This window comes from Mesorhizobium sp. M1C.F.Ca.ET.210.01.1.1 (assembly GCF_004791585.1).
GTDB lineage: Bacteria > Pseudomonadota > Alphaproteobacteria > Rhizobiales > Rhizobiaceae > Mesorhizobium.
On record NZ_SRUU01000022.1, the window covers coordinates 1 to 22,908 of the forward strand.

A 22,908-nucleotide genomic window follows, 5' to 3' on the forward strand; every position below is an offset into this window, starting at 1 on the left:
GCAAGGAGAAAATGGTCATCCGTATCGCGCTCGCCCGCAAGCTGCTCGTCATTCTCAATGCAAAAGCACGCGACGCGCGCAGCGAGTTCGCAAATGCAACTTGACACCTCAGATAGTCGCTCATCCGTCTCGGCGGTGCGCGCCGATCCACCTTCTCTCACAAGGGGGGAAGGAGAGGCGCCTTCACCCCGGCACACAGCCCTTCAGCTCCGGGAACTTCTCGTCGAAGCGCGCAGCCCAGCGGACGAGCCGGCCGCGGCCCTTTTCCCACTGGCCGCCGAAGCGCAGCGCGAGATAGCCGAGTGTGGCACGCAGCGCCATCTGGCCGGCGGTGATCTTCTTCGGCAGCTTCGGCGGATTGGCGTTGAGCAAATCGAGCGCCGTGGTGATCTTCGTCCACTGCCGGTCGAGCCAGGGCTGATAGACCATGGTGTCCGGGCGCGTGCGCCGCTCATAGACCATCGACAGCGCGCAGTCGCAGATGCCGTCGGCCAGCGCCTCCAGTACTTCGGCCTCGAGCCGCTTGTCGGGATTGCGCGGAAACAGCGCGTTCTTCGACAGCCGGTTGAGATGCTGGGTGATGGCGCGGCTGTCATGGACCGTGCGGCCGTCCTCCAGCACCAGCACCGGGATCTTGCCGAGCGGATTGGCTGCTATCAATTCCGCCGGCTTGTCCTCCGTCTTGACCGGCACGAGGTCGATGGCGATGCCGGCATAGGCGGCCGCCATGCGGACCTTCGAGCTGTAGGGAGACGTGGAGGCGTAGAGCAGCTTCGGCATGATCGGGTTCCTGATTGTCCGCGCGCACTGTTGACCGAATGCTCTTGCCAGAGCAACGGCCAGCACCGAGAAACCGAATAGCCAATGCTTCGACAACAAAGCTGCCGAGAGCCAGACAACAAAAAAGCTCCCGGAAGTTTGCCGGACGGCAAATTTCCAGGAGCTTTCAGGAAAGGCGTTTGCCGATCCGCTTCGCTCGCTGTGACGCCGAACTGGCAAGAGGGGCGCCCACGGCGCCCGCCCTCACCCATTCCTTGTCGCGAGCGGAGCTACGCGATTACTTCTTGGCCGGCGCCTTCTTGGCAGGCGCTGCCTTCTTCACGGCTGCCGTCGACTTGGCGGCTGCCGCTTTCATCGGCGCCTTGGCGGCGGGCTTGGCTGCAGCCTTCGCTGCCGGCTTCTTGGCGGCAGGCTTCGCCGCTGCCTTGGCGGCGGGCTTCGCTGCTGCCTTGGCGGCGGGCTTAGCTGCTGCCTTTGCGGCCGGCTTCTTGGCGGCGGGTTTCGCCGCGGCCTTGGCCGGAGCCTTGGCGGCTGCCTTCGGTGCTGCCTTCTTCACTGCTGCGGGTTTCGCGGCAGCTTTCGGTGCCGCTTTCTTTGCCGGCGCTTTCGCCGCCGGCGCCTTGGTTGTCGTCTTTGCCATGCGATGCCCCTTGCGTTTTGCCGAAGGTCGTGAGTGACCCGGCGTGCTCATGCATATCTGACTCGCGGCTATCTAGCCAGCGAAGCAACACAATGAATTTCAGTTATTGAATTTTGGTTACGTTAGCCGCTCTGACAAGGGTATCGACGCAAAAATCGACAACGAATCTTTGTCCGTCGAAGTGAAACCGCGCCGTCGAGAATTCCCGACGTCCTCTATCGTCGGATCATCCTGACGTCTTGGCACCGCGCAGAGTGTAGAATGTGAGCGCATTGCTCATAATGGCCAACATAGGCCAAATCGCGCGCCTCATCTTGTCCAACGGAAATATCTACAGGCCACGGCGAAGCAGTACCCGAGCAGCGAGGCGGCAAAGCTTGCCTTCTGGAAAGCGAGCCTATCGCTCGCATTCAAGAGCTGCAATTCGAGGCATCGAGCTGCTCTCGCTCCCGATACAGGCGGCGCGATGGATCGGCCCGGTGCAGGTGAACGGCATAGGTGTCCCAGGGTGGCGGGACCGCGACGGCGGCCAGCATGCGGCCGATCTCGCCGCGGTGATAGCTGCCGTGCAGGACGACATGGGTCAGCATCTCCTGTCTGGTCAAGCAGCCGTTGTCGCCGTCGGTGAAGACGAAGGCTACCGGCTCCGCAAGCCGTTGCTCCGAAACGGTTTCGAGATAGTCGAGATACCAGCGGTCGCTCTCCGTCATCGCGGCGCGCAGTTGCGCGGGCTCCGGCGTATCGTCGGTGTTGTCGCTTGCATAACCGTGGGCAACGCCGGCGAGATGCGCCGCAAAGATCTGCGACACGACATGGATGTGGTTCATCAGCCTCAACGCGGCGTGGCGTTCCTTGCCGTTGCGGCGCGGTTCGATACTGGCGAGCTTTTCCAACAATTCATCGTTGGCCCAGGCCTGATAGACAAGCAGGCTGCGCAGCAAGGTCGAGGTGCTCATCTTCCGGCTCCCGTTTGCACTCGATGTGAATGTGAGTATCTTGTTTATATTCTCGGGAGACCCGGCCAGGATGTCTACTCGCATTGCCAAGCCAGCCGCGCGCATGCGCAAGGAGCCGCGCCAGGCGCGCTCGGTCGCCACCGTCGAGGCAATAATTGATGCAGGTGCTCGCGTTCTGAGCGAGATCGGCTGGGCGGGCTTCAGCACCAACAAGGTGGCCGAGGCCGCGGGGGTGAGCATCGGCTCGCTCTATCAGTATTTTCCCGACAAGCTCGCCCTGGTCGATGCAATCCGGCGCCGCCATTTCGACCATGTGCTGTCGGTCATCCGCGAAGCCGCTGCCGAGGAGAAGCCGCTCCGGCAATTCGCGCGCGAGCTGGTGCGCGGCATGATCGCCGCGCACAGCGTCCACCCGACGCTGCATCAGGTGCTGCTCGACGAGGCGCCGGGCGACCGCGGCTCGCGTGCCGCGCATGCCTCGTTCCAGGCCCGCTATCTGGAGCACTATGCATCGGCGGTCGCGCAATACCGCCGGCGCAAGAAGGATACCGAGACGATGGCGCGGGTGCTCTCCTCCGCCATCGAGGGCGTCATCCACAACGCGGCGCGCCGCAACATGCTCGATGCGCCGGAACTGCAGAAGCAGCTCGGCGAGCTGATCTGCGCCTATCTGTCCGGCCAGGGCGCGCGGGCGTGACGGCGGACTCAAGTCGCATCAAGTTCGCCGAACCAGCGTGAGCCTGCCCTAAAGATTTCCTCATGGTCAGCGGCGCCCTCACTGGCCCAGGCAACGAAACCATCGGGGCGCACCAGCATGGCGCTCAAGGCCAACCGGTCCTTGGCCTCGCCGGCGACATAGGCGATCCGTCCACTCCAGCGGCTGCCGAGCGCCCGAAGCGAAGCGCGGGATTCGAAGTCCAGCAAGAGACCCTTACCTGTCCTCAGCAGATCGCCGATCTTCGTCCCGTCAGCCAGTTCGAAATCAGGAACGCTGCGGCCAATCAGCGGGTGGTCGCCATCGAGGTCATAGCGAAGCGAGACGCCCCACACGCGCTCGGCGAAATAGGTCGCGCCATCGCGGGTGTCGATGAGATCGCGGATGACAGCTTCGAGAGCGCGTGTGCTGCGGGTCGGTCGCATCAGCGCGACCTGAGCGCGCGACCAGTCAAGGACCTGCGCACCCACCGGATGCCGCTCGCTCGAATAGGTGTCGAGCAGGTCGGCCGGCGCATCGCCGCGGATGGTGGCGGCAAGCTTCCATCCAAGGTTCATCGCGTCGCCGAGCCCGAGGTTGAGGCCCTGACCACCCAATGGCGAATGGATATGCGCCGCATCGCCGGCGAGCAGCACCCGCCCGTTGCGATAGGTCGTCGCCTGAAAAGCGCGATCCGTCCAGGTTGTGCCAAGCCGAAGAGCGGTCACGGTGACGTCGGTCCCGGAAACACGGCGCAGCACCGCTTGTGCGTGCTCCGGCGTAAGCGGCGGGCTCCGATGGAATGCGCCGCCATCGAACTCGACCATCGCGATCGTCCCGGGCTTCGAAAAGGTATACATGCCCGTCGGGGTGTAGTGGCGGCCGAGGCGAAGCTTATCAGGATCAGCCATCTCGACTTCGACGGAATAGCCCGTGAACTCCGGCTCGGTGCCGGTAAACTCGAAGCCGCCGGCCTTGCGCACCATGCTGCGGCCGCCGTCGCAACCGACAAGCCAGCGGCCGTGGAAGGTCTCGCCGCCGGCGTGGATGGTCACGTCGTTATCGGACTGATCGAATTCCTCGACGCCAAAGCCGCGCCTGATCTCGGCGCCCATGGTGTTTGCGCGTGCTGCCAACACGCCCTCGAGGGATTCCATCTCGATTGCCAAGCTGGTGCCGGCCGGGCTTGGCAGGCGATACAGCCACTTCGAGGTGTCGATGTCGTCATGGTAAAACTGAATGCCGGCGAAATGGCCGGCTGGCCGGCGCGCTTGCTGCATCCAGTGCGCGGCGGCCGCGACGCTGCGGGCGCCTGCGCCATTTTTCGCAGGCTGCGGCGCAGCGACGTCGTTCAGCAGCCCTCGACGGTAGAGGGCTTCGAGGGTAGGTGCCGAGAGGCCGCGCATTCCGAATGGAAGCCGTTTGAGAGGCGAACGCGGATCCTGTGCCTGTTCCAGCACCAGCACGGAGAGGCCCGCGAGACGCAGCTCGCAGGCGAGAAACAGGCCGACAGGGCCGGCGCCGGAAATGACGACATCATAGAGAGAGGGGTGGCGATTGTGCATGAACTGCTCCTTTGTCGATGTTCGACCGGAGCGTTCCCCACATTCGAGAGCCGCACGGACGAACGATTGGGCGCCCGAACGGCGTCCGATGTTCGTCGTGGGGATCTCCTGCACGAGGCCAAAGACCAGAGCTTTCGTTACCGAAAGGACTTGGGCTTACCAGACCAAGTCTGCCTTTTCCGACATGGGCCATATAGCGCTGCGCCGCTTGCTTTGCAACGCACACGGGTGCAACTGTGGCAATAAGCTGTTGTCCCAGTTTGGAACCCGGGCCGATTTTATCTGAGCACGCGGCAGCGGCCGTTATAGACCATCCAGCGGTCGAAGCCCGAGACGCAGAACTCGACATTGTCGCCGATCGAGGCAAAGCCCTGGCCTTCCTCGATAAGGTACCAGATGATGCGGTCGCGGCCGTCAGACAGGCTGACGGTGGCGCCGCAATAGCGGCGGCCGATCGGCCATTCGTCGCTGGCCGGCAGGTAGCGGTGCTGGTGGATGCGATGGAAGTCGGTGATCGCGACATCGGGCAGATGCGGCACGTGCCTGACCTGGTAGGCGAAGCGGTCGGTGATCTTGTTCAGCACCCAGGCCTCGCCGCAGACGCCGCCGTCGTCCTCCGTGTAGACGCCCAAGTCAGCGGCGTGCGCCGCCTGGGTGAAGCCAAGCGAGGTGCCGAGCGGCGCCAGCAGCGAAATCAGCGCGGCAAGGGCGGAATGGGCGAATCGAGTCATGACAGCCTCTCAAGGTCGATTGCGCGCACTGTGCGGATTCGCTCGGCGACGGTCAAGCGGTTGTGAAGACAATGGTTTCCCAAATGATCGTTGCAGATGCGGTCCGGTCGTCAGACCGTTCCCGCCACCAGCAGACCGCCGACGACGGCGACGTTGATCAGGAAGGCATTGCGCAGCACCTGCCGCTCCGGCTCCTCGCAGCCCCAGAAGCGCAGCAGCATGACATTCGTCGCCAGCGTGAACACAACCAGCGCACCGGCGGCCAACGGCGCGGCAAGGCCGAGCGCGAGCATCAGGCCGGCGACGATCTCGAGCGCCGAGCCAGCGGCAAGCATGAAGTCGGGAGCCGGGAATTTCCGGCTCGCCAGATAGTCGCGCATCGCGCTGAATTTCAGGAAGTGCTCGATGCCGGCGAAAACGAACACGCCGCCGATAAGAAGCGCGCCTATCGCCTGGATGGTATCAATGGGCATGTCGCCCTCCTGCGCGCTTTGCTCAATCCTTGGGGATGAAAGCGGGGTTGTAGACGACTTCCCAGAGGTGATCGTCGGGATCCTGGAAATAGCCGGCATAGCCGCCCCAGAAGGTTTTTTGCGCCGGCTTGACCACGCGCGCGCCAGCCCTGACTGCCTCGGCCATCGCCGCGTCGACCTCGGCCTCGCTCGCCACATTGTGGCCGATTGTAAGCTCGGTCGGGCTGCGGCCGCTCTCAGGCACCGTGGCGTCGTGGGCGATGCTCGAGCGCTCGAAGATCGCGAATTTCAGGCCGCCGGCGAGCTCGAAGAAAGCGACGGCGCCGTGCTCGAACTCGCGGCCGATGATGCCTTCGGTCGGCAGGCCGAGACCGTCGCGGTAGAATTTGAGCGAGGCTTCGAGATCGTCGACGCCAAGCGTGATGACTGTGATGCGAGCTTTCATTTCTCTCACTCCTTTCTATATTCGTGACCACATTCGGAAACGGACGCGGTCTGATAGAAGCGCGTGAAGCGCCGTAAGGCTGCATTCGTTTTGCCACGGACAAGGCGGCCGGCATTGAAGATTTCGGCCAAAATGACCGTCGCGCAGATCCGGTGGAGCAGATCGGAGAAATGATGGAACCGGTCCTGGCGCAGACCACCGGCTTCTTTCGGGAGCGGCCCGTGAGCCGAGGCCTGGCCGGCGCCTTCTCCGCGGTCTGGGTGCATCGCCTGGACGGTCACGCCGCCCCGCCGATCGTCATCACGCCGGATGCGACCATCGACCTGCAGTGGATCGACGGCCGGTTCCGCATCGCCGGACCGGACAAGGAGCCGCAGATCGAAAGGCCGCCCGCGGGAGCGGTGATCGTCGGCTTCCGCTTCCGGCCGGGAGCTGCCGCCGCCTGGCTCGGCGTGCCGGCCAGCGAGATCGTCGGCGTACGGCTCGACCTTGGCGAGCTCTGGGGCACGCGCTCCAGGGAGCTGTCTGACCGCGTCAGGGCCGCGCCCGACCTCGGCGCCATGGTGCAGCAACTGGAAAATATCATCGGCGCGCATACAGAGGGGCGCGATGTGCTCGACCCGCTGATGGGCAGAGCCTTCGGCGTCATCGATGAAGGGCTGCCGCCGGAAACGCCGCTGGTTCCCTTCCTGCAGCGCCACCTGCATATGAGCGAGCGGACGCTGCGTCGGCGCTTCGAGGACGCCTTCGGCTATGGCCCGAAGACACTCGACCGCATCCTTCGCTTCCACCGCTTCCGCCGCCTGCGCGAGAAAGCAGAAGATGCCTCGACCGCCGTGCTGGCCGTCGAGGCCGGCTATGCCGACCAGGCGCATCTGATCCGCGAGAGCCGGCGGCTGACCGGCGTCACGCCGACGGCGCTGGCGGGCGGCGCGCCGTAGAAGCGCCGCTAGCCTTGCGGCATCGCCGACATGTCCATCCACATCGCCTCGAAAATGTGGCCATCCGGGTCGGCGAGATTGCGGTTGTACATGAAGCCGAGGTCCTGCGCCGGATTGACGTCGGCCGTGCCGCCATTCTTCGCGGCCGCACCGTTCATGGCGTCGACCTGGGCCCGGCCGTCACAGGAGAGCGCAATCATCACCTCGCTGGCGCCGGGGGACGCGATCGGCCGAGTGGTGAACTGGCGCCACTTGTCGTGGGTGAGCAGCATGACGTTGATAGCCTCGCTCCACACCATGCAGGCGGCGGTTTCGTCAGTGAACTGGGGATTGTTCTCAAAACCGATCGATTTGTAGAAGGCCATCGATTTAGCCAGGTCCGTGACGGGTAGATTGACAAAGATCATCTTGGGCATCGGCAGTCCTTGCGGCTGGGGTTTTGGGTTGGGAGAGCTTCTAAAGCGCGGCCGAGCGGGCGGCTTATGGGTCGACCGGTGGTGCTGCCCGCCTCGTTACGGCGGGGGCGAGAAATGTCAGGGGACGCCCTTCTCCTCCATTGAGGCAATCGACAACCACCCGCCGCCGCGGATGCGTCAAGGGCGGAAATTTATTTCGATAGTCGTATAATTAGATATCTAATATCGGTTTGCCGACGCGGTGTCAACGGATACCGCGACAGCACTGCCATCTCCTGACAAAGGGAGAATTTACTCCCCGGCCAGCCAGTCCAGCGTCCAGCGTGACGGTTGGCCGACAGCCAACAGCTTGTGCAGCGCCGGCAGCAGCACCCTCAATTCGGCTTCCAGCGTGAAGGGCGGGTTGACCACCACGAGGCCGCTGCCGTCGAGGCTGGGCTCGGCCGACGTTGGCCGAACCTCGAAGCCGATGTCGAGCAGTTTTGGAATGGCCGTCTCCTTCAGCGCCGCGCGAAAGGCGGCGACCGCCTTGCGGTCCTTGATCGGATACCAGAGCGCGTAGATGCCGCCCGGCCAGCGCCGGTGCGCGCGGCGCAGGTTCTCGACAAGGCGCGGGAACTCGCCCTCCTCCTCGAAGGGCGGATCGACGAGCACCAGGCCGCGCTTCTCCTTCGGCGGCAGGTGCGCGCCAAGCGCCAGCCAGCCGTCGAGCTCAATTACCCGCGTCTGGAAATCGCCGGTGAAAACCGCTTTCAGCCGTGCCGCGTCTTGCGGGTGCAATTCGATCGCCGTCAGCCTGTCCTGCTTGCGCATGAGGTGGCGCACGATCAGCGGCGAGCCGGGATAGCGGCGAAGGTCGCCGTCGGGATTTTCCGCGCGCACGGCCTCCAGGTAAGGCTGCAGGAGCGCTGCCGCCCGAGGCTCGAGCGTGGCCTCGAACAGCCGGCCGATGCCGCCTTGCCACTCGCCCGTCTTGCCGGCCTCGACCGAGGCGAGATCGTAGCGGCCGATGCCGGCGTGGGTGTCGACGACGCGGAAGGCCTTGTCCTTCTGCTTGAGATACTCGACCAGCCGGCTGAGCACGGCGTGCTTGACGACGTCGGCGAAATTGCCGGCATGATAGGCATGGCGGTAATTCATGCCGGCCTCACCGCGGCGCGCCGCTGCGGCCCCAGCGCGGCGGTGGCGGCTGGGAGTTGGGGTTCTGCGGACGCCCGCCGCCGCGACCGAAGACCAGCGAGAGGATCAGCCCGACAAGGCCGATGCCCATCAGCGCATAACCCGCCGGCCGCGCCCTCTCGTCGATCGAACCGGTGCCGGCGCGCAAGACCAGATCGACGGCGCGCATGTCGATGCCGTCGGCATCGCCCGGACCGACGGTGAGGACGTAAGGGCCAGGCGAGACCTCTTCGATCACCCCGGCCTCGTCGCGAAACATCTTGTCGGGCAGCTGCGGGCTCACTTGGCGCGGATTGTCGGTGTGGTTGAAGGAGAGCGTCGAGGCGATCGCCGTGCGGCCTCCGCTTGCCGCGGTCAGCGTCAGCACCGTGCGCTGCTGCGAAGCAACGCGTTCGGCCTTCGCGGTGAGGTCGACCAGCACACGGATGGGCGCGTCGCTTGCCTTGAGTTGAACGGTCACCGGCCGGAAGCGGCCACCCTCATAGACACGGTACGTGCCGATCTCGTGGCCGGAGAAATTGCTCATCACCCACGGATAGAGAACGCCAATGCCGGCGCCAGCGATGAGAAGAAGGACAGAGAGGAGGCGCATCGAAACCTTGGCTATTTTCTTTTCCGGCCGCGATCACCGCCTTGCGCGGCTTCGCTTCGGGCAGCTTCGCGGAGCCGCTCCATCTCGTCCAGAAACATTTCCAGGCCAAGCTCGAAAGTCTTGTCGAAGCCGGCTGCGCCAAAAAAAGCGCCGGCGGTCACGACGCTGGAATAGTCGCGCGCAAGATCCTCGTCGCTGACCGTGGTGACCGCCGACGGGCCTTTGGCGTAGCCGGCGGTCTCGTCGAGGATCGCGCCCATCAGATAGTAGCCGGCGGCGCGGAAAAGACGGGCGCTGAGCTCGGGGCCGAAACCACCATCCTCGAACAGGCCGATGATGGCGTTCAGCTTGGCGAGACAGGGCGGCGAGTTCATGCGGTAGACGACGATGAACGGCGCGAAGGCCGGATGCTCGGTGGCGACGCGGCGGAACTCCTGCATGCCGATGCGGACCCTTTCGCGCCAGGGCAGGCTATCGTCGTCGGGAACGACAAGCCCACTCATCTGCCGGTCGACCAGCGCCTCGTAGAGATGCGCCTGCGAGGGGAAGTGATGATAGATGCTCATCGCCTCGCAGCCGAGCGCGGCGGCAAGCTTGCGCATCGAAAAGCCGGAGAGCCCTTCCCGCTCGATCACCTCGAAGGCGGCGTCCTCGATCATCTCGCGGGACAGCCGGCCGCGTGTTCGCTTTTTTTTGATCGACGAGTCCATGGCGCCGCTTGACAGCTTACACTGTAAGGTTCATTTTCCATATCACCTTACACCGTAAGGCTAACAAAAACCAGAGGAGAAAACCATGTCTGTCATTCGCGTCGCCTCGACCGTGCATTCCTGTCTCCGTTCCGCCTCGCTGCTTGCCGCCGTCGCGCTCACCGCGAGCTTGACCACGCCGGCCAGCGCCGACGACTATGACGCCGCCATCAAGGACATCCAGTCGACGATGGGTGGCGTTCCGAGCTTCGTGAAACAGTTCCCGAAAGCCGGTCTGCCCGGTGCCTGGGCCGAGGTCAAGGCCATCGAGCTCAGCGACAAGACGGCGCTGTCGCCCAAGGTGAAGTCGCTGATCTCGCTGGCGGTCGCGGCGCAGATCCCCTGCAGCTATTGCGTCTGGTCGGACACGGAGAACGCCAAACGCGCCGGCGCCACCGACGAGGAGATCCAGGAGGCCGTCGCCATGGCCGCGCTGACCCGCCACTGGAGCACCATCTTCAACGGCATGCAGGTCGATATGGCCCAGTTCAAGAAGGATATGGGCGGGGAGTGATATCCGCCACGGCAGCACAATGGACAAGAAGCATGGCCCCTGGGCTCGCGGGCCATGCTTGCTGTTGGGACCACGATGATCGCCGCCCGCCAGACCTGACAACCGGCGGCGGTGAATGGTCCGCGAGCGCCACTGCACCGCCCTTGCGCCAGGCTTTGAAAATCCAACGCCCACGTTCAAACAGCTATCGCTAAAATTAACCAAGTTTGCATAATGTCCTTGGAGGCGGGTAGCTGGTCAATGATTCGAACATAGGGCGCGTCGCGCACCCGAGGGGATTTTTGATGCTCATGGCTCATGACAGACAAAACGTGCCTTCAGATAGCAAAAAGCTCTTCCCGTACAGCAAATCTTTTTATAACTTCCTGATTTTTGGCGCAATTCTTGCGGTTTCTGGTTGTCAATACTTCAATTTCGGACAGCCGACTTCGTTCAGCGCAACCCAGAGCGGCAGTTCCGCTCTTATGCACTTGAAACCAAATCGTGTCGCGCAGACGAGAACCGTGCCGGCGCCAGTCACCAGCGTAAGCGTCAACCCCTATATCGGCAATGCCGCGTATATCTGCAGTCCGAGCGGCTTCGGACAGCAATCGCATTGCTTCCAGAGAAGCGCTGGACCGCTTTCGGCACAAACTATCTGATATTCGATCCGGCGTTGCAATAATACCAAGCACGCCGGGCGCCGGCGCGAGATGTTTTCCTTGCGCGCTGCTCTCTCACGTCTTGAAATCCGGCAATGCCTTCATCTCCGGCTCTGGCTGCCCGACTTGATGCGCGCCTATCAATTGCGTGTGCGCAGGCGACACAACATCACGACCATCACCTACAGAGGCGCCCAATTCACACCGATTATGATTAACCGCTCACGAACAAGTGGGGTTAACGAAACGCTAATTTAGTTGACTACGCTGCCCACAAGTATATTTTTATATGCGTTGGGTGTGCAATTTGGGCGAGCAGTCTGCGGTGGTGGCAACCATTTTCGTGGATCGCGACTTAGGGGCAAAGGGACGCTGATCGGCAGCAGATAAGCCGTACGGCAAAGCTCCGCGAACTCAGACAGACACTGTGGTCAATGGCGGTTTTCGCGCGTGCGGAAGGCCGCCGTGGTTTCATCTGGTCGGGCAACGCAGTTGTCCTGGCCGGAGCGGTGGTGTGTGTGCGTGGGGAAGCCATGAGCAGGGTCGTCAAGGTGTTGAAGTTGGGCGGCACGCCACATCGCAGGGGCTTCGATCGTGGTCGCGCTCTGGTTGCCGGCGGAGCGGGTTTTCTGGGCTCGCATTTGTGCGAAAGACTGCTTGCCGACGGCTATGAAGTCATTGCGCTCGACAATTTCCACACCGGCAAAAGATACAATCTTGCAGGCATAGCGCGCGACTCCTCCTTCACCTGCATCAAGCACGACATCGTCGACGAGTTGCCGGCGGACTTCGCCGTGGACGAGATCTACAACCTCGCCTGCCCCGCCTCCCCGCCTCACTACCAGGCCAATCCGATCCACACTTTCAAGACAAGCGTGCTGGGCTCGATCAACCTTTTGGAACTCGCCAGGCGCCACAATGCCAAGATCTTCCAGGCCTCGACCTCGGAAGTCTATGGCGATCCGCTGGTGCATCCGCAGCCGGAGGGCTACTTCGGCAATGTCAACACGCACGGGCCGCGCTCCTGCTACGATGAGGGCAAGCGCTCGGCCGAGACGCTGTTTTTCGACTACTCGCGGACATACGGCATCGATATCCGCGTCGCGCGCATCTTCAATACCTATGGCCCGCGCATGCAGCCCGACGACGGCCGCGTGGTGTCGAACTTCATCGTCCAGGCGCTGCGCGGCGACGACATCACCGTCTATGGCAGCGGCACGCAGACGCGCTCCTTCTGCTTCGTCAACGACCTGATCGAAGGCTTCGTGCGCCTGATGAACGCCGAGGTCGCCCCGCAGCACCCGGTCAATCTCGGCAACCCGGTCGAGTTCACCATCATGGAATTGGCCGAAATGGTCATCGACTATACGAATTCACGCTCGCGCATCGTGCACAGGCCGCTGCCGGTCGATGACCCCAGGCAGCGCAAGCCCGACATCGCCTTTGCCAGGCAGCATCTCGGCTGGGAGCCGAAGGTCGCGCTGAGCGAAGGGCTCGCCCATACCACGGCCCATTTCGACGCGCTCCTGGGCTGCCGCCGGTCCGTCGTCCCGCCCAGCATCCGCGCGTCCGCCGTCAGGGAGGCAACGGCATGACGACCCGCCGGCCCGTTCTGGTGACGGGTGGCGCCGGCTTTATCGGCAGCCATACCTGCAAGCTTTTGTCGGCTGCAGGCTACCTGCCGGTGGTCTACGACAATCTGAGCCGCGGCAACCGGAAGGCCGTCGGCTGGGGGCCGCTGGTCGTCGGCGACATCCGCGACCGCGAAGCGCTGCAGCGGTCTATCGACACCTACCGGCCGCGGGCGGTCATCCATTTCGCCGCGCTTGCCTATGTCGGCGAATCCGTCAGCGCGCCGGCGGATTACTACTCGACCAATGTCGGCGGCACGATCGCCGTGCTGGATGCGGCGCGGGCGAACGGCATCGACAAGGTGATCTTTTCCTCGAGCTGCGCAACCTACGGCGTGCCGGAAGCGCTGCCGGTGAGCGAGGCCTCCCCGCAAAGGCCGATCAGCCCCTATGGCCGCAGCAAGCTGATGGGCGAAGAGATCATCAGGGACTGTGCCGAGGCCTATGGAATGAACTACGCGATCCTTCGCTACTTCAACGCCTGCGGCGCCGATCCCGAAGGCGAGCTCGGCGAGTGGCATACGCCCGAAACCCATCTCATTCCCCGCGTGCTGATGGCGGCATCCGGCATGATCGAGGCGATCGAGGTCTTCGGCACCGACTACGAGACGGCAGACGGAACCTGCGTGCGCGACTACATTCATGTCAGCGACCTCGCCCGCGCGCATCTCAAGGCGCTGATGCATCTCGAGGCCGGCGGCGCCAGCCTGTCGGTCAATCTCGGCACCGGCAAAGGCATCTCGATCAAGGAAATCCTCGAGGCGGTCGGCCGCATCACGTCGCGCCCGGTGCCGGTCGCGTACAGACCGCGGCGGCCCGGCGATCCGGCCGGACTTTTCGCCGATCCCAGCCTTGCACGCGAAACACTGGGCTTCGTGGCGGAAGCTTCCGACATCGACACCATCGTCAGGACGGCCGCGCCCTTCTTCGGGCTCGCTGCCACCCCGACGCCAAAAGCTTTCAACGCGACCGCCGCCGTTTCACGCGCAAGCGCGCGCCGCGCGGCGCGGGTGCAACAAAAAAACGCCGGCCCGCAAGGCTGGCAGTCGTCCCCGTGAGTAATGTGTCGGGGCGCGGGCTCGCTGAGCGGGGTTGAGGGCTTGTCTCAGCGAGCCTCATCTTTTCGGATGGATGGCTGTCGGAGCGGTTCGGCTTTCAACGGAAATTGTCGGCGCGCCGGAAGCATGTGTTCCGGGGCAAGTCCCGCTCTAACCCTTGCTGTCGACCAGCTTGCGGGTCTCGTCGAACTGCGCGCCCTTGGTGTTGCCGGCCTCGAACTTCTGGTGCTCGTCTGCAGGATCGTCCTTGGCGTGCTTGAAATCGTACCACTCGCCGTCCGGATCCTTGCGCTGCTCGATGTTGCCGCTCTCGATGCGGTGGCTGTAGCAGGTGCGTTTCGGCTTGGTGGCGTAGGTCTTGGATCTCCAGGCAAGCTCCATGCACATCTTGCCGGTGTCGGTCAGCAGCCAACGGCCTTCGCCGACGACGGCCTTGTCTTCCCCGGCCGTCCAGGCATGCAGCCGCCTGTCCAGCCCGAAATAGGCGGCACCGTTCCTCCAGTTCCAGGTGCGGTCGGCATAGAGAAGCTGCAATTCGAACGCCGTCGGCGCCGTCTCGGGCTTTGCGGCCGCCTCGACAGGAGCATTGTTCTTCGCGGCGGCCGCATCGGCGGCGCCGCCAAACGCGAGTTGGCCGCAGGCGATGAGCAGCGGCACCAGCCAGCCGCGCGCCGCAAGCCGGCGTGCAGTCCTGCCGGGTTCAAATGGAAATGTGGTCCGAGCAGCCGTGTCGATAAGCGAACGCATGCCAATAGCCCCCAACTCGACCCCGATACGGTCCGGCCGAGCAACCATGGTTTGGAAGATTACTCGGGGCTTTCCCCGGTCCGTCGCAAGCCAGGACTCGTGAGCCCGGCTGCGCCGCGATCAGCACCCTTGAAACTATTAACAAGCGCGCGAGGCGCGATGTCAACCGAGTCCAAGTCTAAACATCACTACAAGCGCTTATTTAACCGTGGGTACTACAATCTTGTGATATTCTGGCAGTGTTTGGCGATCGCACTGCTTGGGCTGGGAAGAGGCGGCTCCAGATGACAGGCAATACGGAAACGGCCGACCTGCAAGGCGTGGCGCTGCCTGGCCGGCGAGCCGTGGCTGGCATCCGTATCGATCTCAATACGATGATGCTGCTGGCCATCCTGCTGGTGGCGGCGATCGCGCGGTTTCACAACATCACCCAGCCGCTTGTCGACGCCTTCAGCTGGCGCGAGACAAGCACTGCCATGATGGCCGACAATTTCCAGCAGCGCAGCTGGAACATCTTCTTTCCCGAGGTGAGCTGGACCGGCCCCGGACCGAGCTATCAGGGGCGGGAGTTCCAGATCGTCAGCTATATCACCGCCCTGCTCTATCAGCTCTTCGGCTGGCACGACTGGTTCGGCCGGATGGTGGCGGCGACCTTCGGCATGGTGACCGTGTTTTCCCTGCATCGGCTGACGGCGCTCTGCTGGGACGAGGCGCATGCCCACGCGACGGCGCTCGCCTATGCGTTGATGCCCGGCACCGTGATGATCGACAGCTCGTTCCTGCCCGATCCCTCGATGCTGGCGTTGGTGACGCTCGGCGTGTGGCTGTTCGCGAAATACTGGACCAGCGGCAAGGCATGGCTGCTGCCGCTGGCAACCCTCAGCTTCACGCTCGGCGCGCTGGCGAAGCCGCCCGGGCTCGCAGCCGGCGCGGTCATCTTCTACCTGATGGTGTGCTGGCTGGTTGCCGGGAAACGAAAGCTCGCGGCCAAGGTGTTCGTGGCCGGACTGCTTAGCCTCGCCGTCATCGCCGCCTATTTCGGCTGGGCAATCTATCTCGGCCGCTCCTACCCGCCCTACCATGTGGCGGGCAGCGGGTATATCTGGGATTCCGGCTTCGCAACATTCTTCAAGAACAGTTTCTACCTGAAGTCCGTCTGGAACACCTCCGTCTGGTGGTTCTACGGCTATCCGTTCATGGCGCTGATCGCCGTCGGGTTCTGGATGCCGCCGAAGCCTGCCGAGACCAGCGAGCGCGCCCTTTCGGCCGTTCCCTATGTGTGGCTCGCGGCGGCAGCGGTCGTCTATATCGCCGCGGCGCGCGAGATCACAACCAATCCATGGAATTACCACATCTTCAACGTGCCGCTGGCGATGTTCTGCGGCCGCGGTGCGCTGGTGCTGGCGACGCTCGGCACCGGAACAGCGCTTACTCCCGCCGTCATGCTGCGCTCGGCCTTCATCGCGGCCCTGGCCCTGGCGCTTTCGACCGTTCCGCTGCTCAAGACGATGAAGGCGCCGTTCGCCATGAACGGCAAGCTGCTCGGCGAGGAGCTGGCGCGCCTCGTCCAGCCCGGCGAGCTTGTCGTCGCCATCGCGCCGGAGGCCGGCGACCCTGTCGCGATCTACTACAGCCGGGCGCGCGGCTGGGTGTTCCCGCCCGGCGGCGGCGATGTCGAATGGTCGAAATTCGCCGAGGACGACGCCACCGCGATCACCCAGCTCGAGGATCTGCGCGCCCAGGGCGCGGATTATTTCGGCACCGCCAAGAACGCCGCCGACAAACGGGACCGTCTGTTCGTCGAACATCATGACGGGGTGATCGACTACCTCGACAAGACCGCAACCAAGCTTGTGGATTCGGACACGCTGCTGGTCTATAGGATCACCCGCCCGTGAGGGAGCCGCGCCTGTCGAGGCTCGGCCATGGACTGGACGCGGTTCGCCTTTCAGCGGCTACCGGCGGGCCAGGCGGCCGGCGGACGGCCGCGTAGCGATGGACGTTGCGGCCCGGCCGCTGACGCGGCGATGGAAGCCGGCGGAGAACTGGTTGAAAAAAGCATTCTCGATAATCGTCACCCTGGCGCTGCTGGCATGGCTTGCCAGCGACTCGCGCTGGAAGATGGTGGGCGATGCCTTCGCCAGCATCACGCCCGGCGCCTTCGCGGCGGTGACGCTTTCGCTGTTCGTCACTTATGTGCTGCGCGCGCTGCGCGTCTGCGACGAGTTCCGCGACGAGGTGAATGGCCGCTTCGGCGCCTGCCTGCGCGTCATCCTGATCCACAACGCCATGATCAACGTGGTGCCGTTCCGCGGCGGCGAAACCGCCTTCCCGCTGCTTTTGCGGCAGGTATTCGGCATCTCGATGGTGCGCGCCGGCGCTTCGCTCCTGTGGTTCAGGCTGCAGGACGCCTTTGTCGTCGGCGTGCTTGCCTGCCTGGTGTGGCCGGGCCTGCATCCGGCGCTGAGAGCAGCCGGCATCGCGGGGCTGATTGCCGTCGCCTGGTACCTGCCGCGCTGGGCGCGCGCGCCGCATGACTGGGCCCATCGCGGCAGCATCGTCTCAAAGCTCGGCAAGCTGCGCGACATCTTCACCGAGGCGACGGGGCGCTCCCGCTACGGCTGGTGGTGGACGGTGGCCAACTGGACGCTGAAGCTTGCCGTGCAAGGATGGCTGCTCGCCATGCTGCTCGGCACCTCCTTCCAGACCGCTTTCCCCGGCGCCGTCGGGGCCGAGGCCGCTGCCATCCTGCCGGTGCAGGGCGTCGCCGGTTTCGGCACCTACGAGGCGGGCGCCGCGGCGGCGCTGCTCTATTCCGGCATCGCCATGAAGGACGGCCTGCAGGCGGCGCTGGCGCTGCATCTCTTCATCCTCTGCTCGGCCGTCGCCACCGGCGCGATCGCCTGGCTGTTTCCCTCCAAATCGACGCTGCCGGAGAATCCGGCCACGGGACCCGCAAGGAAATGACCGCCATGGACGTGCTTCCCATTCCTCAATCGGGACTGCCAGAGGGCGCCGTCATGCCCGAGCACAGGCTTTCCATCGTCATTCCGATGTACAACGAAGCCGACAATGTCGAGCCGCTGCTGGTGCGTATCCACCAGGCGATGGAGCATTACAGCCAGCCCTGGGAAGTGGTGCTGGTGGACGACGGCAGCACCGACGCCACGGCGAACGAAATCCGCCGGCTCGCGGCCGAGTACGGTCCGCACGTGCATGGCGTTGAACTGGTGCGCAACTACAAGCAGACAGCCGCCATGCAGGCCGGCCTCGACACCGCCCGCGGCGACGTCATCGCGACCCTCGACGGCGACCTGCAGAACGACCCGTTCGACATTCCGCGCATGGTCTATCGCCTGCTGACCGAGGACCTCGACCTCGTCGCCGGCTGGCGCAAGAACCGCCAGGAAGGGTTCTGGATGCGCCGGCTGCCGTCGCGCATCGCCAACTCGCTGATCGCGCGCGTCACCGGCGTCAAGCTGAAGGACTATGGCTGCAGCCTGAAGATCTTCCGCGGCAGCGTTATCCGCAGCGTCAGGCTCTATGGCGAAATGCACCGCTTCATCCCGGCCTGGCTGGCGACGGTGACGACGCCGCGCCGCATCGCTGAGGAGGTGGTGACGCACCACGCCCGCATCCACGGCCAGTCGAAATACGGCATCTCGCGCACCTTCCGCGTGGTGCTCGACCTCGTCTTCATGTTCTTCTTCATGCGCTACCGCACCAGGCCCGGCCATTTCTTCGGCGGCATCGGCATCGTGCTCGGCTTGCTCGGTTCGCTGGTGCTGGCTTACCTGTTCGGCCTGAAGGTGTTTTTCGGGCAGGACATCGGAACGCGCCCGATGCTGTTCACCGGCTTCTTCCTGGTGATCGCCGGGCTGCAGATGGTGACCTCGGGCGTGCTGGCCGAAATGCTGTCGCGCGTCTACCTTGAAGCAAATGTCTCCCTCGCCTACGTGGCGCGCCCGCAGCCCGCGCATGGCGAGGGCGACGGCTGGCACCGGCCGAGCCTGCCGGCGACTGCCAGGAAGAGCCCGCGCCGCAAATGATTTCGCCCCTGCCCCCATTCGAGGTCCGCGCATGACCATCCTCGTGACCGGAGCCGCCGGCTTCATCGGCAGCCATGTCTGCCAGCGCCTGCTCGCGCGCGGCGACGCCGTTGTCGGCGTCGACAGCATGAACACCTATTACGATCCGGCGCTGAAGGCGGCGCGGCTGGCCAGGCTTTCGCCGGCCAAGGGATTTTCGTTCCATCAGCTCGACATCGCCGAACCGGGCGCGCTGGCAGCGAAGCTCAAGGGAACGCCGGTCAGCGGCATCGTGCATCTTGGCGCCCAGGCCGGCGTCCGCTACTCGCTGGAGAACCCACGCGCCTATATCCACGCCAATATCGCCGGCCATCTGGAGGTGCTGGAGCTCTGCCGCGCGTCGCCCGAGATCAGACACCTGGTCTACGCCTCGTCAAGCTCGGTCTATGGCGGCAACACCAAGGTGCCGTTCGCGGAGACCGACCGCGTCGACAATCCGGTGTCGCTCTACGCGGCGACGAAGAAGGCCGATGAGCTGATCAGCTCGACCTATTCGCATCTTTACGGCCTGCCGCAGACCGGCCTGCGCTTTTTCACCGTCTACGGTCCCTGGGGGCGCCCGGACATGGCCGCCTGGATCTTCACCGAGGCGATGCTGGCCGGCAAGCCGATCCGTGTCTTCAACCATGGCGAGATGTGGCGCGATTTCACCTATGTCGACGACATCGTCGACGGCGTGGTGGCGGTGCTCGACAAGCCGCCGGTGGCCGGCGGCGAGCGCCACAGGATCTACAACATCGGCAACAGCCAGCCGGTGCATCTCGGCCGCTTCATTGAAACGCTGGAGAAGCTGCTCGGCGTCAAGGCGATCCGCGACAGCCTGCCGATGCAGCCCGGCGAGGTCGAGAAAACCTATGCCGACACCAGCGCGCTTGAGCGCGACTTCGGCTTCAAGCCGAAAGTCTCGATCGAGGAAGGGCTGGCGAAATTCGTCGACTGGTACCGGCAGGAATGGCGGCCGGAGGGCAAGAGGTAGCGCGCGGCCGGCGCAAATCCTCTCGCCCCCCGCTCTCGCCCCCCGGCGACGGTTTAGCGCGCGCGGCAGGCCGAACGCTGGCCAAAGCCACTTGGACCGCAGATCCAGGGCGAATGGCCGAGCAGCGGGCCAGGGCTGCCGATGTTGTAGGAAACCTTGGTCAGCGCCGACGTGTGGATGCGCTGCGGCCGCACGAAGGCGGCATAGGCCTCTTCCCTCACGCGCGTCACGCTGGTCGTCTGCGTCAACGGCCTGCGGTGGACCCGATAGAGCCGTTTCTTATTGACATAGTGGACCTTCTTGCCGAGCGCGTTCACCGTGGGCTTGTTGCCACTGATCGAGCCGGTCCTGGCCGTATCCATGGTCTGGCAACCAGACACCATCGAGACCAGTGCAATAGCGGCCAAGGCGTGGGCATATTTCTTGCCGAACACCGCCGCGTTTTCCATAAGCTTGTTCATTGCCGTCCCCTGTCGCCAAATATAATTCGTCGGACTGCAGAGATATATTTCTCTCTGCTTTCTTTCCGCCCTACGCAGGCCGCCTTTCGCAGCTCACATCATGGTTTAATATTAGGGGACACTTATTAAAATTCGTGCAAACGACATGATGAGCGCCGTCTTTCGGCACTCGATCGACTCTTATTAAAATTTGAACTTTTTAGGGAACGGCGATCGTCGAGAGGGTCAGCAGTTCAGCCGAACCAGGTGATGGAGGATGCTTGCGACCTCAGGGCGACGGATCCCAGCCGGGATCGAAATAGAAGTTCTGGGTCCCGACCCCGCCCTGTCCCGCGCCTGAAACCGGAAAGGTTATCCTGACGATGCGCAAGTGACCGGCGCCCTGCTGCAATCCGTATATTCCCTCCAATCCCCGATGGTAGAAACCGGCAATCGGAAGAAAAAGTGCCATGGCGGCGAGGCATCCTTGCAGCGCGATGCTGGCCGAGTTCGATCGCACCAGGATCTTGTTCTCGGTAAGATGCTTGGCAATGATGACCGCCACGAGAACTCCATAGATCGCCCCGCTCAGCGCCGCAAACCAATAGAAACCCGTGGCGCTGGCCGGCCGTTCCACGAGGAGAACCGGCAGCGAGGCGCCGGCGGCCAGGACCAAATAGGGCACTACCACGCGACTTGGCAAAAGGGTCTTTGGGCCGCTCCCCTTCGGCGTCACACGAAAATCGACGAAGGACTTCGTTAGATAGTCGCGAACAGATGCCATCGACCCAGCAAGCACCCACGGCCAACGCGCGAAAAGATGAAATAGCATTCCTTCCCAACTGATCGCCTTGGCTGTGGTCGGACGCGACAGACCGAAGCCTTTCAGCAGAACTACCAGGCCGACCGGGATAAGAGAGCTGGGAAGATAAAATAAAATGAATTCTGGATATGTAACATTGGCAAAATTTCTTGCCGATAGAAGCGCATATATTGGCATAAGATACATAATCAAAGCGAATACTGCGAACAATGGGTACCAAAGCTGACAGAAGATGAATTGGAACCTCAACCTCGGACTCAGCCTGGGTAGATATGTGGGCGAGTACTCTAGCAAGATGGTCGTCAAGCTGCGCGACCACTGGAATTCCTGAGTAATCAGATCGGCGAAAGTTTGCGGTCCGTCGCCATTGGCGATGGCGTCGATCGCGTGCACACCGCGCCAGCCGGCGGCGTTGATCAGCATCGAGGTGGAATGGTCCTCGGCGAGTTCCGGACCGAGACCCCCGGCTTCACGCAGCGCCCTCGTCCTTACAGCATAGTGCGAGCCGATGCAGAGGGGCGCACCGCGGGTTGTGTAACCGGATTGCAGTGGTCCGTGAAGCATCCCCTCAACAAACAGGCGGCCGCGCGCCGCCCAGCTTTCGCCGGCGTTGTTGTCGCAGATGCTGGGCGCCGAGACATAGCCGACGGCCGGATCGGCGAAGGGATAGAGGATTTCCCTCAAATAGGTCGGCGTCGGCACGTGGTCGGCGTCCATCTGGGCGACGAAATCGTAGCGCTCATAGCCGTAGTGATCGTAGAAAAAGGCGAGATTGCCCTCCTTGCAACGTGTCCTGCGCGGCCAGGTCTTGCGGTGATAGTCCTCGCGGCCGCGCCGTGTCGAAACCAGCACGCCATGCGCATCGCACCAGCGAACCGTCTCCTCCGACGGATCCTCATCGGCCAGCCAGGTGTCGTGCGGATAATCCTGCGCCAGCATCGCCTCCAGCGTGCGCTGCACGACGGAGAACGGCTCGGACGGCGCCTTGGTGACCACCATTGCGACGCGCGAGCGTTCGGGGATGGTATGCAGCTTCGATGATTTCCGCGACGCGTGGACGTTGAGAAGGAAGTACATCGGCATCAGCGTCAGCCAGGCCAGGACCCCGGTGGCGAAGGCATATGGCCCGATATGCTCGACGTGCTCCGGCCGCAACCACCAGGACCAGAAGAAGCCGAGCGAGATGAACCAGAAAGCGAGGCCGAGCCGAAGGATCAATTGCTGTCGAGGCGACAGGACCGGCACTAGATAGGGGCCTTTCGGGCCAATGCCGCCAATGGCCCTGCCGGGCCGACTCGCACGCCGTCCTCTGCCGCCGACAACGCCGGCATCCAATGAAATGCCCATACTACCCGCCGCCACTTTCGCTCTCGTCCTTGCGGCCGAAAGCGTTCACATCCCCACGGTAGGATCAGCACCTGCTAATAGAGAGTCAACAGAATTCAGGTTCCGTTAACCAGGCTTCTTGAGGGGTGGTTAACCCCATGTCCCGGCAGGCCGGCTGCGCAGCCGTGGCGCACCTGAGTGAGGGATTTCAAACGAACGCGACGTCCGACCGCCGACGGCTCTTTTTGCGACCGTCGCGTTAACCATCTCCGTGCGATATGGTTAAGTAACGGTTAATTGCACTTGACTCTCGGTAAGCATAGGCTCTTATATCAGTAAGGGTTAATATCGTAATGTTGACGCGAATTTGTGAGTATCGCGGCGACAGTCTCCTGGGGGCTCCAAGGTATAAGCACCTCGCGGGATTACTCTGATGGACGGCCGAAGCTGTGCCCGTCCCGGTCGCTCAGAAAACCCGCAGTTCACGTCGGCAGACCGATTGT

The 22,908-nt window shown here is 63.5% G+C and carries 24 protein-coding genes and 1 pseudogene; 11 read left to right on the forward strand and 14 right to left on the reverse strand.

Going from position 1 to position 22,908, the window contains the following annotated elements:
- Positions 1 to 104: pseudogene (locus tag EN853_RS35330) on the forward strand (IS110 family transposase); the annotation flags it as partial.
- A gap of 79 nt (positions 105 to 183) precedes the next feature.
- On the opposite strand, the gene EN853_RS22400 reads toward EN853_RS35330, so the two are convergent.
- From EN853_RS22400 to EN853_RS22410, 3 genes are all read right to left on the reverse strand, one after another.
- Positions 184 to 780, reverse strand: coding sequence for a glutathione S-transferase (locus tag EN853_RS22400; protein ID WP_127861641.1), 597 nt, complete (start codon positions 778 to 780; stop codon positions 184 to 186).
- Between the two features lie 277 nt (positions 781 to 1,057).
- Positions 1,058 to 1,420, reverse strand: coding sequence for a histone (locus EN853_RS22405; RefSeq protein WP_127861640.1), 363 nt, complete (start codon positions 1,418 to 1,420; stop codon positions 1,058 to 1,060).
- A 410-nt stretch (positions 1,421 to 1,830) separates the two neighbouring features.
- On the reverse strand, positions 1,831 to 2,376 hold the full coding sequence (locus EN853_RS22410) for a DinB family protein (RefSeq protein ID WP_127861639.1): 546 nt from the start codon (positions 2,374 to 2,376) through the stop codon (positions 1,831 to 1,833).
- Between the two features lie 103 nt (positions 2,377 to 2,479).
- Here EN853_RS22410 and EN853_RS22415 point away from each other — a divergent pair, with 103 nt between their 5' ends.
- A complete protein-coding gene (locus tag EN853_RS22415) occupies positions 2,480 to 3,073 on the forward strand; it encodes a TetR/AcrR family transcriptional regulator (RefSeq protein ID WP_127861650.1) in 594 nt (197 codons plus the stop codon).
- Positions 3,074 to 3,081: 8 nt separating this feature from the next.
- Here the strand turns inward: EN853_RS22415 and EN853_RS22420 are convergent, their stop codons facing one another.
- From EN853_RS22420 to EN853_RS22435, 4 genes are all read right to left on the reverse strand, one after another.
- Positions 3,082 to 4,635, reverse strand: a complete 1,554-nt coding sequence (locus tag EN853_RS22420; RefSeq protein ID WP_127861638.1) for an FAD-dependent monooxygenase — start codon at positions 4,633 to 4,635, stop codon at positions 3,082 to 3,084.
- Positions 4,636 to 4,913: 278 nt separating this feature from the next.
- A complete protein-coding gene (locus EN853_RS22425) occupies positions 4,914 to 5,366 on the reverse strand; it encodes a hypothetical protein (protein ID WP_127861637.1) in 453 nt (150 codons plus the stop codon).
- 110 nt (positions 5,367 to 5,476) lie between these two features.
- Positions 5,477 to 5,839 carry a DoxX family membrane protein gene (locus EN853_RS22430; protein WP_127861636.1) on the reverse strand — a complete coding sequence of 121 codons (363 nt, stop codon included), beginning with the start codon at positions 5,837 to 5,839 and terminating at the stop codon, positions 5,477 to 5,479.
- Positions 5,840 to 5,861: 22 nt separating this feature from the next.
- Positions 5,862 to 6,284 (reverse strand): VOC family protein, encoded by a 423-nt coding sequence (locus tag EN853_RS22435; RefSeq protein WP_127861635.1) that lies wholly within the window; start codon positions 6,282 to 6,284, stop codon positions 5,862 to 5,864.
- A 170-nt stretch (positions 6,285 to 6,454) separates the two neighbouring features.
- On the opposite strand from EN853_RS22435, the gene EN853_RS22440 reads away from it, so the two are divergent.
- The gene (locus tag EN853_RS22440; RefSeq protein WP_245517151.1) at positions 6,455 to 7,225 is read left to right on the forward strand and encodes a helix-turn-helix domain-containing protein; all 771 of its coding nucleotides are present in this window, start codon (positions 6,455 to 6,457) and stop codon (positions 7,223 to 7,225) included.
- Positions 7,226 to 7,233: 8 nt separating this feature from the next.
- Here EN853_RS22440 and EN853_RS22445 read toward each other — a convergent pair whose 3' ends face one another.
- The 4 genes from EN853_RS22445 to EN853_RS22460 form a co-directional block, all read right to left on the reverse strand.
- Positions 7,234 to 7,641: a VOC family protein gene (locus EN853_RS22445; protein WP_127861634.1), complete on the reverse strand. Its 408-nt coding sequence runs from the start codon at positions 7,639 to 7,641 to the stop codon at positions 7,234 to 7,236.
- Positions 7,642 to 7,932: 291 nt separating this feature from the next.
- Entirely contained in the window at positions 7,933 to 8,781 is an 849-nt protein-coding gene (locus EN853_RS22450; RefSeq protein WP_127861633.1) for a 23S rRNA (adenine(2030)-N(6))-methyltransferase RlmJ, read from the reverse strand.
- Between the two features lie 7 nt (positions 8,782 to 8,788).
- Positions 8,789 to 9,412 carry a hypothetical protein gene (locus EN853_RS22455; protein ID WP_127861632.1) on the reverse strand — a complete coding sequence of 208 codons (624 nt, stop codon included), beginning with the start codon at positions 9,410 to 9,412 and terminating at the stop codon, positions 8,789 to 8,791.
- Between the two features lie 11 nt (positions 9,413 to 9,423).
- Positions 9,424 to 10,122, reverse strand: a complete 699-nt coding sequence (locus EN853_RS22460; protein WP_127861631.1) for a TetR/AcrR family transcriptional regulator — start codon at positions 10,120 to 10,122, stop codon at positions 9,424 to 9,426.
- A gap of 85 nt (positions 10,123 to 10,207) precedes the next feature.
- On the opposite strand from EN853_RS22460, the gene EN853_RS22465 reads away from it, so the two are divergent.
- The 4 genes from EN853_RS22465 to galE all read left to right on the forward strand — a co-directional run bounded on the left by EN853_RS22465 (position 10,208) and on the right by galE (position 14,005).
- Positions 10,208 to 10,675 (forward strand): carboxymuconolactone decarboxylase family protein, encoded by a 468-nt coding sequence (locus tag EN853_RS22465; protein ID WP_127861630.1) that lies wholly within the window; start codon positions 10,208 to 10,210, stop codon positions 10,673 to 10,675.
- A 284-nt stretch (positions 10,676 to 10,959) separates the two neighbouring features.
- A complete protein-coding gene (locus EN853_RS22470) occupies positions 10,960 to 11,316 on the forward strand; it encodes a hypothetical protein (RefSeq protein ID WP_127861629.1) in 357 nt (118 codons plus the stop codon).
- A 533-nt stretch (positions 11,317 to 11,849) separates the two neighbouring features.
- Positions 11,850 to 12,911: a UDP-glucuronic acid decarboxylase family protein gene (locus EN853_RS22475; protein WP_127861628.1), complete on the forward strand. Its 1,062-nt coding sequence runs from the start codon at positions 11,850 to 11,852 to the stop codon at positions 12,909 to 12,911.
- A complete protein-coding gene (gene galE / locus EN853_RS22480) occupies positions 12,908 to 14,005 on the forward strand; it encodes a UDP-glucose 4-epimerase GalE (protein ID WP_127861627.1) in 1,098 nt (365 codons plus the stop codon). Before EN853_RS22475 ends, galE begins: the two co-directional genes overlap by 4 nt.
- Before the next feature lie 150 nt (positions 14,006 to 14,155).
- Here galE and EN853_RS22485 read toward each other — a convergent pair whose 3' ends face one another.
- On the reverse strand, positions 14,156 to 14,752 hold the full coding sequence (locus EN853_RS22485; protein ID WP_167524567.1) for a DUF995 domain-containing protein: 597 nt from the start codon (positions 14,750 to 14,752) through the stop codon (positions 14,156 to 14,158).
- Positions 14,753 to 15,036: 284 nt separating this feature from the next.
- Between EN853_RS22485 and EN853_RS22490 the strand changes: the two genes are divergently transcribed.
- From EN853_RS22490 to EN853_RS22505, 4 genes are all read left to right on the forward strand, one after another.
- A complete protein-coding gene (locus tag EN853_RS22490) occupies positions 15,037 to 16,650 on the forward strand; it encodes a glycosyltransferase family 39 protein (protein WP_127861626.1) in 1,614 nt (537 codons plus the stop codon).
- A 151-nt stretch (positions 16,651 to 16,801) separates the two neighbouring features.
- Positions 16,802 to 17,719, forward strand: coding sequence for a lysylphosphatidylglycerol synthase domain-containing protein (locus tag EN853_RS22495; protein WP_127861625.1), 918 nt, complete (start codon positions 16,802 to 16,804; stop codon positions 17,717 to 17,719).
- 5 nt (positions 17,720 to 17,724) lie between these two features.
- Positions 17,725 to 18,801, forward strand: a complete 1,077-nt coding sequence (locus EN853_RS22500) for a glycosyltransferase family 2 protein (RefSeq protein ID WP_127861624.1) — start codon at positions 17,725 to 17,727, stop codon at positions 18,799 to 18,801.
- 31 nt (positions 18,802 to 18,832) lie between these two features.
- A complete protein-coding gene (locus tag EN853_RS22505) occupies positions 18,833 to 19,816 on the forward strand; it encodes an NAD-dependent epimerase/dehydratase family protein (protein WP_127861623.1) in 984 nt (327 codons plus the stop codon).
- Positions 19,817 to 19,869: 53 nt separating this feature from the next.
- On the opposite strand, the gene EN853_RS22510 is transcribed toward EN853_RS22505, so the two are convergent.
- Both EN853_RS22510 and EN853_RS22515 read right to left on the reverse strand, forming a co-directional pair.
- Positions 19,870 to 20,277 (reverse strand): hypothetical protein, encoded by a 408-nt coding sequence (locus EN853_RS22510; RefSeq protein WP_127861622.1) that lies wholly within the window; start codon positions 20,275 to 20,277, stop codon positions 19,870 to 19,872.
- Positions 20,278 to 20,545: 268 nt separating this feature from the next.
- Positions 20,546 to 22,426 carry a cellulose synthase catalytic subunit gene (locus tag EN853_RS22515; protein ID WP_127861621.1) on the reverse strand — a complete coding sequence of 627 codons (1,881 nt, stop codon included), beginning with the start codon at positions 22,424 to 22,426 and terminating at the stop codon, positions 20,546 to 20,548.
- Positions 22,427 to 22,908 lie beyond the last annotated feature (482 nt).